The following is a 13,753-nucleotide window of genomic DNA, read 5'->3' as shown; positions in this document are numbered from 1 at the left end:
TCAGCGGCCGAGTTTTAAGGCGGATTTATGAGCGAGAAAAAGCGCGGTTTTTTTGGGCGGCTCTTTGGCGGCAAGGATACGCCGGAAGAACCGGATACTGCAGCCGTTGAAACGCAGGCCGACGGCCAGGCTGTTCCCGAAACCACCGATGACACGACCGCATCTGTCGAGATGGAAGTGGCGCCTGTTGCTGCGATGATCAGTGAGGATACTGTCCTAACCGCACATACAGGCCCAGAGCTTGCACCGGATATTCCGGCACCTGTTCCGCCGATCGCACCTGAAGTTGAGATCTCTGCTGACCTTGGTCCGGAGACGGACGAAGGCTCTCAAGTTGCAGAGGAAGAACTCGAGACCGATCCTGCTGCCGTTGAAGCCCCTTCAGGTGGCGAGACAGATCCAACTGAGGAACAGCAGGCGGCAGCCGAAGAACCTGAACTTCAAAACGAACCGGTAACAGAAACAGTTTCGGAAGAAGTTCCGGCAACTCCTTTAGAAGAAGAACCGAAACTCTCCTGGTTCCAACGGCTGAAAAAAGGCCTGTCGCGCTCTTCATCGTCGCTGACCGAAGGCATTTCGTCGATCTTCACCAAGCGCAAGCTTGATGCGGCAATGCTGGAGGAGCTTGAGGATATTCTCATCCAGGCCGACCTTGGCGTTGATACAGCGATGGCGATCACCGACCGTCTGTCGGATGGGCGCTATGACAAAGAAATTTCTCCTGAAGAAGTCCGCGAAATTCTTTCCGAAGAAGTTGAAAAGGTCCTGGCCCCGGTCGCCGAGCCGCTTGATCTGAATTCCGGCAAAAAACCGCATGTGGTTCTAATGGTCGGCGTCAACGGTACGGGCAAGACCACCACCATCGGTAAACTCTCCAAAAAACTGCGGGAAGAGGGCAAGACGGTGATGCTCGCGGCGGGCGACACCTTCCGGGCCGCGGCTGTTGAACAGCTGAAAATCTGGGGTGAACGGACCGGCGCTGAGGTTATAGCGCGTGACACTGGGGCGGACGCCGCTGGCCTTGCTTTTGACGCCATGAAGGAAGCGACCGAAAGGCAAGTCGACGTTCTTCTGATCGACACCGCCGGCCGGCTGCAGAACCGGGCCGAGCTGATGGATGAGCTGGAAAAGGTCATCCGCGTCATCAAGAAACATGACCCGGACGCCCCGCACACCTGTCTCTTGACGCTCGATGCGACCACCGGTCAGAACGCGCTCAATCAGGTCGAAATCTTCGGCAAAGTCGCTGGCGTGACGGGCCTGGTCATGACCAAACTCGATGGCACGGCCCGCGGCGGCATTCTGGTGGCCATCGCCGCCAAACATGGTCTTCCGGTCCATTTCATCGGTGTGGGCGAAGGCGTTGAAGATCTCGAACCCTTCTCCGCCAAGGATTTTGCCAGCGCAATTGCCGGATTGGCGTGAGGCTCTGCCTCAACTCCGGGGTGAGGGGCCACTGTTACGGCAATGCCTTCATTTTCACTTTGTCATCCTCGGGCTTGACCCGAGGATCCATTCCGTTCCGCCTCCAAACAGCACGGCCCTGTTTGCGGCACCACCACGGCATGGATTTCCCGGTCAAGCCGGGTAATGACGACGTGAATGTGGCAAAGGCTCTGCCATCCTCAAAGCAATGAGTTTATGACGCCAAGAGCAGTTCACAGCCCCGGCTCCCAACCTTCCGGGGCCATTTCAAACCCTTCGAACTGAAAGCCTGGAGCAACAGTGCAGCCGACGAGGGTCCAGGCGCCGAGGGATCGGGCTTGTTGCCAGCCATCACGCGGCACAATGCCTTGCGGGCGTTCTCCGGCCAGAAGATCTGTGCCAAGGGTGAGGATCTCTTTTGTTTGGCCGTCTGTACTGATGGATAGTTCCAGCGGGCTGCCAGCATAAAAATGCCAAGTCTCGACCGCATCGACTTTATGCCAGCGCGACAAAACCCCTTCCGGCAGCAGAAAATAGATCAGCGTCGAAGCCGCCCGGCCATTGGCGTCCGTTACGTCGTCCCGGAAAGTTTCCGCGTAAAACCCGCCCTCCGGATGCGGCTGCATGTCCAAGAGATCAACGATTTGGTCGGCAGAAAGAGAAGGATCAACCGGCATGACTATCCTGCAATTGAAGGCGATTGGAACACCTTGATATCAGGTGTTTCCAATCCGTGTGGGATAATTCTGCCAAGTTTGAGATGAGATTAGTGGTTGGGTTTTGTGTTGGTACAAAAAGCTAGATCGTCAACTGTTTCGCGTAAAGCGGCAACGACTTCGGCGTAAAGCACTTGCATGTCGAGTTTGTGGCCACCGCCCTGAGTGAGCGGAATGGGTTCGGCCTGGCTGGCAATTCTCTGCACCACATCCTGGGCGCGCTGCTCCGGAGTCCGTCCGGAATGGTCTAAAGACCGGTCAATCGTCATGGTTTCTGCCCCTACAGGTTCACAACAGATGTGATATGGGGGCAAGTCTTTGTGGTTTTTAGCGGTCCGCTCAAAGAATCTTGATGGAACCGCCAAAAAATGTGTTTGCAAAACACGTCATTGCACCAATGCACGCGTTTTAGGCACTGTCTTTTCTGGTGCGTATTTCAGCAAAAACCGCTTCAGCCGGTTGCCCTGTCATGCCCAGCGCAGCGGCAACAGAGGCTTCACCAGCGCGCAGGAACGGATTGGTGGCCTTTTCTTCAGCCATTGTCGTCGGCAGTGTCGGCTTCCCGCTGGCCCGGAGGCCGGACACAGTTTTCGCACGGGCCTGAAGTGCGGCATTCTCCGGTTCAATTGTCAGAGCGAATTTGGCATTGGCCTCGGTATATTCATGGCCACAGTAGATCGTGGTGTCGTCCGGCAGGTGACGCAGGAGCTTTGCGAGTGAAGCCCACATCATCTCCTTGTCGCCTTCAAACACCCGGCCGCAACCGAGCGCAAACAAAGTATCACCAGTATGCGCCACTTTAATCGAGGGAATGTACCAGGAGATCTGATCGAGCGTATGCCCGGGTGTGGCAAGCGCCTTGACTTCATAGGGCCCGCACAGAACATCGTCTCCGTCCTCGACTGTCTTGTCCAATTCGGAGATTTTTTGCCGCGACCGCTCGGGCCCGATGACGGTCGCTCCTGTTTGGGTTTTGAGCTTGCCCAATCCTTGCACATGGTCCCAATGATGATGGGTGATCAGGATATGGGTCAGATTCCAACCGGTTTCCGCCAAAGCGGCCTCATAGGCAGCAGCATCGGGCACATCGACTGCGATCGTTGTACCGCTGCCGGTCTCGTGAATCAAAACACCGAAGTTGTCATCCAAACACGTGAATTGATGGATTTCTGTGGTGCCGCTGAGGGACATGGAGGGCTCCTTGGCCGAAGATTTGGTTTCGCTGCACAGTGGCAAAGACCGAACCGCTGAGCAAGAGTGGAAGGCGGACGGGAACCTTGATCAGAAGTCTTGCGCTATGGCGCGGATCACTGTTCAATCGCGGCGCGTTTATCCTTCGGGCGGACTATATGTATCTCGACGTTGTTCATCTGCGTGCCTTTTATGATTTACCACTGGGCCAGTTGCTGCGGGGTTTGATCGGCGCGCCAGTGGAGCGCATGTGGCCGGACATAAAGGGCCAGAGCCTCTTAGGGATCGGCTATGCCGGGCCATTCATGCGGTCATATCTTGGTTCCGCCGACCGGCTGGTCGCCGCCATGCCGGCACCGCAAGGCGCCATTCACTGGCCGCGGGAAAAAGACAACGCCTGCGCCCTAATCGAAGACGGCGCACTGCCGTTTCACGATGCAACCTTCGACCGGATCATGCTGGTGCACGCGCTGGATCATTGTTCCGATCCATCTGCCATGTTGCGAGAAGCCTGGCGGGTTCTGGCCCCAGGCGGGCGTTTGATCGCGGTTGTGCCCAACCGGCGCGGCCTTTGGGCGCGTTCGGAACTCTCACCCTTCGGCTACGGCCGGCCGTATTCTGGCCGCCAGCTCAAAGAGCTTTTGAAAAACTGCCAATTCAATGTCACGGGCGATTCTGAAGCCTTGTTCATGCCGCCATCGCGCTCGATTGGCATCCAAAGGGCGGCACGGACCTGGGAAGCACTGGGTCACCGGTTCTGGCCGGCATTTGCCGGTATCTTGATTATGGAAGCGGAAAAAGTCGTCTTCCGCAGTTTGCCCGCAGATGGAAAAAAAAGCCGGCTTGGAGTTTTGCGTCCGGTGTTCATTCCAGATGGTGCGGCAACCGGGCTGAAGCCGGTGCGACGGACACAATCAGATATCAGCTAAAAGACACTTTCGTTTTCTTTTGCCTTTGGGCGGCCGGATGCCTATGACTATCGGCCGCAGTTGGTCGATCCTGAGGAAGTTTTCATGCCCCCGAGCCCGGACAGCGGCGCATCAAGGGAAACTGCCCGTGCCCGCATAGACGATATTGACGCCCGGATTCACGAAGCGGTTCTGGAGCGCAATCAAGCAGCTGAGCAATTACGCGCGTTGCAGTCCGAAGCCGGTTTGGTTGAGAAGGTCTTTGATCCGGATCGGGATGCCGAAGTGATGCGGCACCTGGCCGAGCGCCATCATAGCGATCTGCCGTTGACCACCATGGAAGCGGTCTGGCGGTCGATCCTGTCTGCTGGATCCGGACTGTCAAAAGAAAATGCCGTTCATCTGGATGGCACCGCCGATCTTGTCGGTATGCTGGACCTTGCCCGTTATTATTTCGGTTTTTCCGTTGAGTTGGTCCCGGGAAGCGATGCGGCGGATGTTGCGGGAGCTGTTACGGATTCTGCGTCCGACATCGGCCTGGTGGCTTTAAGTGACCGGACAGATTTGCCCTGGTGGCGCGGGTTAAGCGACAGCGGCGCACAAATCCGCGCACGTCTGCCGTTCGTGGTGATGGAGGAACGGCCTGCCGATTTACCAGCTCTGGTGCTGGCAAAGTCCGACAGTATGATCGACAAGCCGGACATTGCGGTTTATGACGCGCGGTGGTCCGACCGTTTGCCAGGCAGATTGATGGACCAAGGGATCGAGGTTTTGAGTTTCTACCGGTCAGCCAACGGGGTGGATGCGCTGTTGGCCGTATCGGGAGACTTGCCCGAAGACGCTGTCCTGGCGGCCTGCCTTGAAGCGGGTGCCGCGCCGGATGTCTTGAGATGTATTGGCGGCTATGCCGCACCGATTGATGGCGGCAGTGATCCGGAAGATGTGTTTGACCCCGCAGAAAACGGGGACTTGGGATGAATGACATGACGATTGCAGTGAATGAAGCAAATCCGGCAGGTGCCGAAACCCGTCCGCAGCCGAAACAGGGCGTCTTGGACATTGCGCCTTATGTTCCGGGCAAGTCCAAAGGATCGAACGGTAAAACGCTTCACAAACTCTCGTCCAACGAAACACCGCTTGGCACCAGCCAGGCTGTTTCAGCCGCGCTCAGCACCGTGACCGGGGCATTGGAACTTTATCCGGACGGCAGTGCGTCTGAATTGCGTGACGCCATCGGCGAAGTCTACGGCCTCAACCCGGACCGGATCATCTGCGGCGCCGGATCAGATGAAATCCTCAGCATGCTGGCCAATACCTATCTTGGCCCAGGCGATGAGGCGATCTACTGCGAACATGGTTTTCTGGTCTATGAGATTGCGATCCGCGGCGCCGGCGCGACACCTGTTGTTGCACCCGAAAAGGACCTGACCACCGATGTCGATGCGATCCTGGAACGGGTGACTCCAAAAACCAAAATGGTTTTCCTGGCCAATCCGAACAACCCGACGGGCACGTATCTGCCATTCGCGGAGGTCAAACGTCTGCACGAAGGCCTGCCGTCAAATGTGCTCCTGGTTCTGGATGCAGCTTACGGCGAATATGTCCGCCGCAACGACTATGAAAGCGGTATTGAACTTGCGGCAACCACTGAAAACGTGGTCATGACCCGCACGTTCTCAAAGATTTATGGCCTTGCCAATCTGCGCATTGGCTGGGGTTTTGGCCCGGCTCATATCATTGACGCCATGAACCGGATTCGCGGTCCGTTCAATATGTCCGGTGTTGCAATTGCAGCCGGAGCGGCCGCGGTCCGCGACCGGACATTTGTCGCCGATTCTGTCGAGCACAATGAGAAATGGCTGCCTTGGGTTACAGAAGAACTGGAAAAACTCGGCCTGACAGTCACGCCGAGCGTCGGCAACTTCGTTCTGGTCCACTTCCCCGATGAAGACGGAAAGCGGGCGGCCGATGCCGATGCCTATCTTTTGGAACGCGGCTGCGTGTTGCGGATGGTGGGGAATTATGGATTGCCGAATGCAATCCGTATGACCATCGGCAGCGAAGAAGCAAACCGGACTGTGGTCGCCCACCTCAAAGACTTCCTGGCGCAAGCCTGACGGTAAAAACTGACCTTATGACAGACGCCCCCATTTTTGAGCGTATGGCCCTGATCGGCATTGGCCTGATCGGGTCATCTCTTGCCCAAGTTGCGCGCCAGCGTGGCCTTGTGAAAGAAATTGCGATCTCGACCCGGTCGGAAGAAACGCTTCGGCGTGCAGAAGAACTTGGTCTCGGCGATAGCTATTCACTCGATGCGGCGGTTGCGGTCGAGGGCGCTGATCTTGTCATCTTATGTGTGCCGGTCGGTGCCAATGAGGCTGTCGCTAAATGGATTGCGCCGGCTTTGAAAAAAGGTGCGATCCTGACAGATGCAGGCTCCACCAAAGGCTCTGTAGTGGAGCAGATCGGCCCGCATGTGCCGGAAGGCGTGCACTTTATTCCTGGCCATCCGATCGCTGGTACTGAACAGTCCGGCCCAGATGCCGGCTTTCCGACACTGTTCGACCAGCGCTGGTGTATTTTGACACCGCCGGAAGGAACAGACCCGGATGCTCTGGAAAAACTGAAAACGTTTTGGCAGGGCTGCGGGTCCGATGTGGATCAGATGGATCCCAAACATCACGACCTGGTGCTGGCCATCGTTTCTCACCTGCCGCATGTGATTGCTTACAACATCGTCGGCACCGCCGATGATCTGGAAGCAGTCACCAAATCCGAAGTGATCAAATATTCTGCCTCCGGTTTCCGCGATTTCACCCGGCTGGCCGCATCCGACCCGACCATGTGGCGGGACGTGTGCCTCAACAATAAAGAGGCGATCCTGGAGATGCTGTCGAGGTTCTCAGAAGACCTGTCGGCCCTTCAGCGCGCGATCCGCTGGGGCGATGGTGACAAGCTGTTTGAGATGTTTGAACGAACCCGCAGCATCCGCCGTTCGATCATCGAGGCAGGTCAGGAAACCGACGCCCCGGACTTCGGCCGACACGCGGGCGATTAGGCACGCTTTGCGCGGGGCTACTGCGCTTTTCCCGTCGTCGTGAGACGTGGATCTCGGTTTACGCATCATTTGACCGGGAAGGCTAGCACCTCGACTTAACTGTCCCGGTTGACCACATAATCTGCCAACGAATGCAATAGGGCCGCCCTATCGCCATAAGCTTCCAGCAGTGAATGCGCTTCATTGAGCAAAGCCTGCAATTCCGCACGCGTCTTCTCAATGCCCATCAGGCCAACGAGCGTTGCTTTGCCGGCTTCCGCGTCCTTACCAGTCGCCTTGCCCATGACTTCCGGACTGGCTTCCACATCCAGAAGATCATCTGCCAACTGGAACGCGAGGCCAATGATTTCACCGAACCGGGTCAACCGTGCGACATCGTCCTCCGGTGCGTTCCCCAAAATGGCGCCGGCGCGGCAGGCATAGCGGAGCAGGGCTCCGGTCTTCATCGATTGCAGATGCCGAATTTCAGTTTCAGAGCGCTCCCGATGCTCCGATTCCAGATCCAGCATCTGGCCACCAGCCATGCCGCCGATCCCGGCTGCGCGCGACAATTCACGGGCAAGGCGCAAGCGCAGCTCCGCATCTGGGTGGATGTCATCCTCTGTGATGACGTCGAATGCGAGCGTCAGTAACGCATCGCCGGCCAGAATGGCCGCCGCTTCGTCAAAAGCCTTATGCACGGTCGGCTGGCCGCGGCGCAGATCGTCATCATCCATGGCTGGAAGATCGTCATGAACCAGCGAATAGCAGTGAATGAGTTCCAGTGCCGACGCGGCGTGAACAACACCGTCGTCCGACCGGCCAAAGAGCTTTGCGGTTTCCATAACCAGTATAGGCCGGAGCCGCTTGCCGCCGTTGAGCGCACCGTGGCGCATGGCGGCAATCAAGCGCTGCGGTCTGGAAATCTCTCCGTCGCTGACCGCCTCTTGCAGCAGAGTGTCCAGGGCCGTTTCCACACGTCCGGCTTGATTTGCCAGATGGGTTTTAAGGTCAAATGTCACACGAGGCTCCAAGGCCGAGTTCACAGTCTTCACACTTGGGGTTTCCCTGAAGCCAATTCGCTGTATCGTCAAGGCTTGTCTTTGGAATTTGTCCGCTTTTGCTTTTCTTTGGCCGCCAGGCCTCATTCTCCTGGAGATTTGACGTATGAAATTGTTGTCCAGCTTACTCCGTACCTTCATCAAGAATGGCCGCATGCGGGTCTATGATGTGAACAGTGGGCTTCACGAATTCGGATCCGGTGAAAACGGACCAACAGTGACGATCAGGTTGCACGACAAGAAGCTTTATAGATCGCTGTTTCTCAACCCGGAACTTGCAGCAGGCGAAGCCTATATGGACGGGACCCTGACTATGGAAGAGGGCGCCACCTGCTATGATTTCTTGTTTTTGTTTTCCATCAATCGTGCCCCGCTTGGCGCCCACCCGGTTCAGGGTCTGCTGCGCAAGGGTTGGAAGGCCTTCCGGCGGCGGCAACAAGCCAACAGCGTCGACCGGGCCAAAAAGCAGGCGCGGCATCACTATGATCTATCGACTGACCTTTACCGATTGTTCCTGGACGACGGGCTGAACTACAGCTGTGCCTACTACAAAACACCTGAGGACAGCCTGGAAGAGGCACAAGACGCCAAACTGACCCACTTGGTTGCCAAATTGGATCTCAAACCCAGCATGGAGGTTTTGGAAATTGGCGGAGGCTGGGGATCGCTCGCCATCCGTATGGCCCAAGCAGGTGCCAAAGTGACGTCCCTCAATGTCTCGCCGGAGCAAGTGAAAATCGCGGAAGAACGAGTGCGTGCAGCAGGGGTCGAAGACAAGGTGACCTTCGTCCTGAAAGACTACCGCGAGTTCAAAGGCCAATTCGACAGAGTGATATCTGTCGGCATGATGGAGCATGTTGGCATCGGCCATCAGGACGAATACTTCATGAAAGTCCGGGAATGCCTGACCGACACCGGATTTGCGGTGATCCATTCAATCGGCCGCATGACACCTCCGGGAACAACTGGCCCCTTCTTTCGCAAATACATTTTCCCCGGCGGCTATGTACCGGCCTTGTCAGAAGTCTTTGCATCCACCGAACGGCTTGGGTTATGGGTCTGCGACGCAGAAATCCTGCGCTTGCACTACTATTATACCTGCCGGGATTGGCGCATCCGGTTTCTAGAGAAGTGGCAGGAAGCTGCGGATCTTTATGATGAACGCTTTTGCCGGATGTGGGAGTTTTATCTCTGCGCAGCCGAGTTGGGCTTCCTGCATGGATCAAACATGGTTATGCAGCTTCTTCTGTCCAAGGAACGCGATGCCGTACCGGTCATCCGGGACTTCATCGTCGACAATGAACGGGAAATGAATGGCACGGGCTGAGGCCAAGACACGCAAGGGAACGTCCGGATGGTTTTCCTGGAAAACCGTCCGCAGACGGATAATTCAGCTCGGTGTGATCCTCATCCTTTTGCCGCCGGTGCTCACTGTGATGTATTCCGTGGTCCCTCCGGTCAGCACATTGATGCTCGCCCGGTATGTGCAGTTTCTTTGGGTGGACCGGCAATGGGTGCCACTTGAAGACATCTCTCCCAATCTGATCAAAGCGGTGATCGCATCTGAAGATGGCGGATTTTGCGTCAACCATGGTGTGGATTGGGGCGCGCTGAAAAACCAGGTGGAAGCCTTGAGGGACGGCGAGCGACCGCGCGGGGCCAGCACGATCACCATGCAAACAGCCAAAAACCTCTTTTTATGGAGCGGCCGGTCCTACATCCGCAAAGGCATGGAAATTCCGCTTGCCTTGATGTTGGATGCCGTCTTGACCAAAAAACGCATTTTGGAAATTTATCTGAACATCGCCGAATGGGGCGAGGGCATCTTTGGCGCGGAAGCCGCCGCCCATGCCTGGTTCGGCAAACCGGCAAAGGGGCTAAGCCAGACACAAGCCGCCCGCCTGGCCACTGCTTTGCCCAATCCGCGCGGCCGAAATCCGGCAAACCCGTCTGCAGGACACCGGCGGCTATCGTCAAAAAACATCGCCAGAGTCCGCGGCGCCGGACCCATTTTTGAGTGCGTTCTGAATTAAGGAGTTTCGTTTCCAGATGATTTACGCTGTTGTGAATTTTGGTCGTCAGAACTCGTTTCTATTTTAATCATCTTCAAAGCCCGCATTAGCCCGTCAATCGCTGCGTTCCAAGCGTTCATCAGAGGTTTTGATACCGGTTCTACGAGGGGGGCCAGTTCTTCTAATACGGCTTTTACGCCACGTAGCTGTACAATTATTTGATTCGACCAATTCGGAATAGTTTTTGCTTTTAATGCGATGTCCAAACTGGCCTGGAGGGTATCATATTGCTCCCTGCTCAGGGGAAGTGCTGGTATGTTGTCTCCCTGTCTCCATTCTTCCTCTGGCTTGTAGACGGATACTACTGCTTTTAAATCAATTAATGGTTGAAGCTCCGCATGTAGATTTACATGTTTCTCAAAGTTCGCATCTTTATAAGTATCACCAAACTTTTCAATAAATTCAGAAATTTCTTCATGAATTAGCTTTGAGCTGACACCAGTTATATTTTGATTCTTTGATTCGATTGTTTCAATAAACTGTTTTGTTATTGCCCAAAACGTCTTTAAACCGTCAATTGACCTTTTTGAATTAAATTGATTCAGAAAGTCGGTACCGTATTTTGGGGGCTTTTCTTGGGTAGAAATAAAAGTGGGCGTCGGAGTTGGAACAAACATATATCCATTATCGTCAATTGACTGGCAGATCTGCTCAACTTTACGAATAATAAAATTAGGAAGTTCAAGCTCTTTATCCATCTGAATAAACCGTGTCGCGTACAAAATTTTTTGGCCTGAAGACCGGTTGCTTTTCAAATAAGGATAGTGTTTTGCTTCGGCAAAACCGTCAAGCTAGATGTGCAATCTATAGCTTATCGTTAGTTGAAGTGAGATAGATCCTATGTGCTTTGATCTCTTTTCGTGTTGATCACAATATGCTTCGATCAAAGCGGCAAAAGAAAATTTCATCAATGGGGTGGCAAAACGTTGGCGTTGCCTGTATAACGCCGCGCATTCGAACACCTGCGTGCAGCCACGCCCCGGGCTTACCCGGTCCGGGCCGCATGGTTATGGACCACGGAGAAAAACAAAATGGCCGTTCCAAAGAGAAAAACCTCGCGCATGAAGCGCGGTTTTCGCCGTTCTTCGGACGCCCTGAAGCAGCCGACATATGTCGAAGACAAGGATTCGGGCGAACTTCGCCGTCCGCATCACGTTGATCTGAAGACTGGCATGTACCGGGGCCGTCAGATCCTGTCCGCTAAGGACGACGCCTAAGACTTGTGTGCTTTCAGGCTTTGCCTAGAAAGCATGACTTGATCTGGCAGGATCGCCGTATGGCAAAACAAGATTGAGGCTGGCCTTGTTCCGACAGGCCGGCCTTTTTCTTTTGATCTTTCTGACTTGTTCCATCATCCCCAAGCTCAAGCCGTTGCATCCGGTTGAACTGGCGCCGGTTCATCTCGCCTCTGTCCGTGTGCATGGCCATCGCTCCTGGTGCGGGTAGGAGATTCGCATAGGTGTTGTCACGGCACCGGCCGCCCGCTCCTTTCCAAGATATGGGCTGGCAGATCTTCCACTGGCTGTCGTCCCGGCCTGCGAGCCGGGATCCACTCGCATAGCCACTTGCCGCAGAAACCGTGCATTTTCCGACGGCTCTGCAAACGAGTGGTTCCCGGGTCTCCGCTTGCGCTGCGCCCGGGATGACGACTGGGCATGTGGCCAAGCCTATCGGGTCCTGCACGTGCGCCTTCGCATGACTTTTGGGCAGTTGCCGCGTCCATCACGGTCAAATGAACCCGATTAAGTGCGACACGCTCTAAACCGCTGCTCATTTCACTAAAAGGACTGAAGTGGCTCACGCTTGGGCTGACCATGGATTTCGAAGGAGACTTTCCTAGCCGAAGGCCTTTGGAGTTTGCTAGAGGTAACGAAGCGGTCTTCAAAACTCATTCTAGGAGCCATTTAATGCGCCTATTGTCAGCACTGCCGTTCACGCTGTTCGCTCTTTTGATTTACAACGGCTTTGCCTTTACCTCCGGCGCTGCTGATCCAGGTTTTTGGTCAAATCCGGTGTTTTCAATCGGAATGGCGTCGGGTACCACGTTCCAATTGCTCGCCAGCGATCTCCTGATCACGGCCGGGCTGTTCTTCCTGTTCATCGAAATCCTGAAAGCCACGCGGATTGGCAAAGCGGCCGTTGTCGATCACATGCTGTCCGTGCTGGTGTTCGTCGCCTTCCTGGTGGAATTCCTGATCGTTCCACAAGCGGCCACATCCGTCTTTTTCATTTTGATGGTGATCGCACTGATCGACGTGATTGCGGGCTTTTCCATCTCCATCACCGGCGCCCGCCGCGACGTTGCTTTCGGCCATCATGGTGAAATGCACTAAAGATCGACTAAAGGTTTAAACAGCAGGCATTCTCTGCCTGAATGGGTGGGCAGGGTGTTGTTCCATATGAACAAAAGACACAACAGTCGCCAGATTTTGGTTTCAGAAGAACGCCGCAAGCTGTGCATTCATAATACCAATGGCACACATTCTCAGGCATTGTTTCCAATCGCGAGTCCCCGCATTCGGGGCACGTGATTGTCGATTGGCGGTCTGGCTTGTCCAAGGGGCAGAAACACGCTGATCCAGCCCTTGAAAAACTTCTCAAGGCTGATGGGAAGATCAGATCCTACCACGTGAAACTAGCTCAAGCGCCCTCTTCATCCTCAACAATCGCGTATTTTTGAATGAGCGGCAACTGTGTGAGCGTGAAGATCAGGGTGATTGGCATGACACCAAAAACCTTGAAGCTGACCCAGAAATCCGTCGAAAAACTGCGCCAGACGACCTCGTTGATCGCCGCCAGCACAAAGAAGAACAGCCCCCAGCGGAAGGTGAGTTTCCGCCAGCCTTCATCGGTCAGCTTGAAAGCACTGTCGAAGACGTAACCCAGCAGGGATTTGCCGAACAAAAGGCCGCCCAGAAGAATGGCACCGAACAGGCAGTTGACGATGGTCGGCTTCAGCTTGATGAAGAGCTCATCGTGCAGCCAGAGGGTCAGAGCGCCAAAGACCAGCACCACCACGCCGGAGACCAGTGGCATGATCGGCAAACGTTTGGTGAGGTACAGCGAGGCGACCAGCGAAACGGTGATTGCCACCATGAAGGCAGCTGTCGCCAGAAAGATCGGTTCGCCGATCATTTGCAGAACCGGAAAACTTGCAGCGATCTGTTCGCCCCGGGAATTGAACAGGAAAAAGACGGCCAGTGGCCCAAGCTCCAGCGCCAGTTTTAGCAGCGGTGACAGCTCCTTGCGGGTCGGGTCGTTCGGGGCGCGTTCAAATTCCATCTAAGCTCTCCGGCATGTCGATGTCCGGACATAGGGACATGGGGGCGGCCGGGTCAAGCCT

Annotated in this window: 17 protein-coding genes; 9 read left to right on the top strand and 8 right to left on the bottom strand. The window is 55.3% G+C overall.

Translation table 11 applies throughout. The features are described from left to right. The first annotated feature begins 27 nt into the window (after positions 1-27). The gene (gene ftsY, locus ACOOFE_RS26970) at positions 28-1,425 is read left to right on the top strand and encodes a signal recognition particle-docking protein FtsY (RefSeq protein ID WP_420412866.1); all 1,398 of its coding nucleotides are present in this window, start codon (positions 28-30) and stop codon (positions 1,423-1,425) included. Positions 1,426-1,658: 233 nt separating this feature from the next. Here the strand turns inward: ftsY and ACOOFE_RS26965 are convergent, their stop codons facing one another. The 3 genes from ACOOFE_RS26965 to gloB all read right to left on the bottom strand — a co-directional run bounded on the left by ACOOFE_RS26965 (position 1,659) and on the right by gloB (position 3,332). Next, complete coding sequence (locus ACOOFE_RS26965; protein ID WP_420412865.1) at positions 1,659-2,102, bottom strand: cupin domain-containing protein; 444 nt, start codon at positions 2,100-2,102, stop codon at positions 1,659-1,661. An 89-nt stretch (positions 2,103-2,191) separates the two neighbouring features. After that, complete coding sequence (locus tag ACOOFE_RS26960) at positions 2,192-2,410, bottom strand: hypothetical protein (RefSeq protein ID WP_420412864.1); 219 nt, start codon at positions 2,408-2,410, stop codon at positions 2,192-2,194. A gap of 139 nt (positions 2,411-2,549) precedes the next feature. After that, positions 2,550-3,332, bottom strand: a complete 783-nt coding sequence (gene gloB, locus ACOOFE_RS26955) for a hydroxyacylglutathione hydrolase (RefSeq protein WP_420412863.1) — start codon at positions 3,330-3,332, stop codon at positions 2,550-2,552. Between the two features lie 86 nt (positions 3,333-3,418). Here gloB and ACOOFE_RS26950 point away from each other — a divergent pair, with 86 nt between their 5' ends. From ACOOFE_RS26950 to ACOOFE_RS26935, 4 genes are all read left to right on the top strand, one after another. Further along, positions 3,419-4,261, top strand: coding sequence for a class I SAM-dependent methyltransferase (locus ACOOFE_RS26950; RefSeq protein ID WP_420412862.1), 843 nt, complete (start codon positions 3,419-3,421; stop codon positions 4,259-4,261). Positions 4,262-4,345: 84 nt separating this feature from the next. Beyond that, positions 4,346-5,218 (top strand): chorismate mutase, encoded by an 873-nt coding sequence (locus tag ACOOFE_RS26945; protein WP_420412861.1) that lies wholly within the window; start codon positions 4,346-4,348, stop codon positions 5,216-5,218. Further along, positions 5,215-6,357, top strand: a complete 1,143-nt coding sequence (gene hisC, locus ACOOFE_RS26940; protein WP_420412860.1) for a histidinol-phosphate transaminase — start codon at positions 5,215-5,217, stop codon at positions 6,355-6,357. Before ACOOFE_RS26945 ends, hisC begins: the two co-directional genes overlap by 4 nt. Positions 6,358-6,374: 17 nt before the next feature. Continuing rightward, positions 6,375-7,298, top strand: coding sequence for a prephenate/arogenate dehydrogenase family protein (locus ACOOFE_RS26935; protein ID WP_420412859.1), 924 nt, complete (start codon positions 6,375-6,377; stop codon positions 7,296-7,298). Between the two features lie 95 nt (positions 7,299-7,393). Here ACOOFE_RS26935 and ACOOFE_RS26930 read toward each other — a convergent pair whose 3' ends face one another. Continuing rightward, positions 7,394-8,299: a polyprenyl synthetase family protein gene (locus tag ACOOFE_RS26930; protein ID WP_420412858.1), complete on the bottom strand. Its 906-nt coding sequence runs from the start codon at positions 8,297-8,299 to the stop codon at positions 7,394-7,396. Between the two features lie 145 nt (positions 8,300-8,444). On the opposite strand from ACOOFE_RS26930, the gene ACOOFE_RS26925 reads away from it, so the two are divergent. Together ACOOFE_RS26925 and mtgA are read left to right on the top strand one after the other, a co-directional pair. Beyond that, positions 8,445-9,665 carry a class I SAM-dependent methyltransferase gene (locus ACOOFE_RS26925; RefSeq protein WP_420412857.1) on the top strand — a complete coding sequence of 407 codons (1,221 nt, stop codon included), beginning with the start codon at positions 8,445-8,447 and terminating at the stop codon, positions 9,663-9,665. Beyond that, entirely contained in the window at positions 9,652-10,371 is a 720-nt protein-coding gene (mtgA, locus tag ACOOFE_RS26920) for a monofunctional biosynthetic peptidoglycan transglycosylase (protein WP_420412856.1), read from the top strand. The genes ACOOFE_RS26925 and mtgA overlap by 14 nt, the downstream gene beginning before the upstream one ends. Here mtgA and ACOOFE_RS26915 read toward each other — a convergent pair. Next, the gene (locus ACOOFE_RS26915; RefSeq protein ID WP_420412855.1) at positions 10,368-11,108 is read right to left on the bottom strand and encodes a hypothetical protein; all 741 of its coding nucleotides are present in this window, start codon (positions 11,106-11,108) and stop codon (positions 10,368-10,370) included. The genes mtgA and ACOOFE_RS26915 overlap by 4 nt on opposite strands. A gap of 333 nt (positions 11,109-11,441) precedes the next feature. Between ACOOFE_RS26915 and rpmF the strand changes: the two genes are divergently transcribed. Next, positions 11,442-11,627: a 50S ribosomal protein L32 gene (rpmF, locus tag ACOOFE_RS26910; protein WP_008193743.1), complete on the top strand. Its 186-nt coding sequence runs from the start codon at positions 11,442-11,444 to the stop codon at positions 11,625-11,627. A 13-nt stretch (positions 11,628-11,640) separates the two neighbouring features. On the opposite strand, the gene ACOOFE_RS26905 is transcribed toward rpmF, so the two are convergent. Further along, positions 11,641-12,093 carry a hypothetical protein gene (locus tag ACOOFE_RS26905; RefSeq protein ID WP_420412854.1) on the bottom strand — a complete coding sequence of 151 codons (453 nt, stop codon included), beginning with the start codon at positions 12,091-12,093 and terminating at the stop codon, positions 11,641-11,643. A gap of 224 nt (positions 12,094-12,317) precedes the next feature. Here ACOOFE_RS26905 and ACOOFE_RS26900 point away from each other — a divergent pair, with 224 nt between their 5' ends. Then, positions 12,318-12,743: a hypothetical protein gene (locus tag ACOOFE_RS26900; protein ID WP_141184288.1), complete on the top strand. Its 426-nt coding sequence runs from the start codon at positions 12,318-12,320 to the stop codon at positions 12,741-12,743. A 7-nt stretch (positions 12,744-12,750) separates the two neighbouring features. On the opposite strand, the gene ACOOFE_RS26895 is transcribed toward ACOOFE_RS26900, so the two are convergent. Both ACOOFE_RS26895 and ACOOFE_RS26890 read right to left on the bottom strand, forming a co-directional pair. Further along, positions 12,751-12,903, bottom strand: a complete 153-nt coding sequence (locus tag ACOOFE_RS26895) for a GDCCVxC domain-containing (seleno)protein (protein WP_420415645.1) — start codon at positions 12,901-12,903, stop codon at positions 12,751-12,753. Positions 12,904-13,050: 147 nt separating this feature from the next. Beyond that, the gene (locus ACOOFE_RS26890; RefSeq protein WP_420412853.1) at positions 13,051-13,692 is read right to left on the bottom strand and encodes a septation protein A; all 642 of its coding nucleotides are present in this window, start codon (positions 13,690-13,692) and stop codon (positions 13,051-13,053) included. Positions 13,693-13,753 lie beyond the last annotated feature (61 nt).

Origin of the sequence: Roseibium sp. (assembly GCF_965216085.1) — a bacterium.
Classification (GTDB): Bacteria; Pseudomonadota; Alphaproteobacteria; order Rhizobiales; family Stappiaceae; genus Roseibium.
Note: the sequence above shows the minus strand (reverse complement) of the source record. Positions and strands in the feature narration are given on the sequence as shown.

Coding starts and splice junctions, on each gene's coding strand:
- ftsY (WP_420412866.1), top strand. CDS start 28: ATGAGCGAGAAAAAGCGCGGTTTTTTTGGGCGGCTCTTTGGCGGCAAG.
- hisC (WP_420412860.1), top strand. CDS start 5,215: ATGAATGACATGACGATTGCAGTGAATGAAGCAAATCCGGCAGGTGCC.
- gloB (WP_420412863.1), bottom strand. CDS start 3,332: ATGTCCCTCAGCGGCACCACAGAAATCCATCAATTCACGTGTTTGGAT.
- ACOOFE_RS26960 (WP_420412864.1), bottom strand. CDS start 2,410: ATGACGATTGACCGGTCTTTAGACCATTCCGGACGGACTCCGGAGCAG.
- ACOOFE_RS26915 (WP_420412855.1), bottom strand. CDS start 11,108: ATGGATAAAGAGCTTGAACTTCCTAATTTTATTATTCGTAAAGTTGAG.
- ACOOFE_RS26935 (WP_420412859.1), top strand. CDS start 6,375: ATGACAGACGCCCCCATTTTTGAGCGTATGGCCCTGATCGGCATTGGC.
- mtgA (WP_420412856.1), top strand. CDS start 9,652: ATGGCACGGGCTGAGGCCAAGACACGCAAGGGAACGTCCGGATGGTTT.
- rpmF (WP_008193743.1), top strand. CDS start 11,442: ATGGCCGTTCCAAAGAGAAAAACCTCGCGCATGAAGCGCGGTTTTCGC.
- ACOOFE_RS26890 (WP_420412853.1), bottom strand. CDS start 13,692: ATGGAATTTGAACGCGCCCCGAACGACCCGACCCGCAAGGAGCTGTCA.
- ACOOFE_RS26900 (WP_141184288.1), top strand. CDS start 12,318: ATGCGCCTATTGTCAGCACTGCCGTTCACGCTGTTCGCTCTTTTGATT.
- ACOOFE_RS26945 (WP_420412861.1), top strand. CDS start 4,346: ATGCCCCCGAGCCCGGACAGCGGCGCATCAAGGGAAACTGCCCGTGCC.
- ACOOFE_RS26925 (WP_420412857.1), top strand. CDS start 8,445: ATGAAATTGTTGTCCAGCTTACTCCGTACCTTCATCAAGAATGGCCGC.
- ACOOFE_RS26895 (WP_420415645.1), bottom strand. CDS start 12,903: ATGCCTGAGAATGTGTGCCATTGGTATTATGAATGCACAGCTTGCGGC.
- ACOOFE_RS26965 (WP_420412865.1), bottom strand. CDS start 2,102: ATGCCGGTTGATCCTTCTCTTTCTGCCGACCAAATCGTTGATCTCTTG.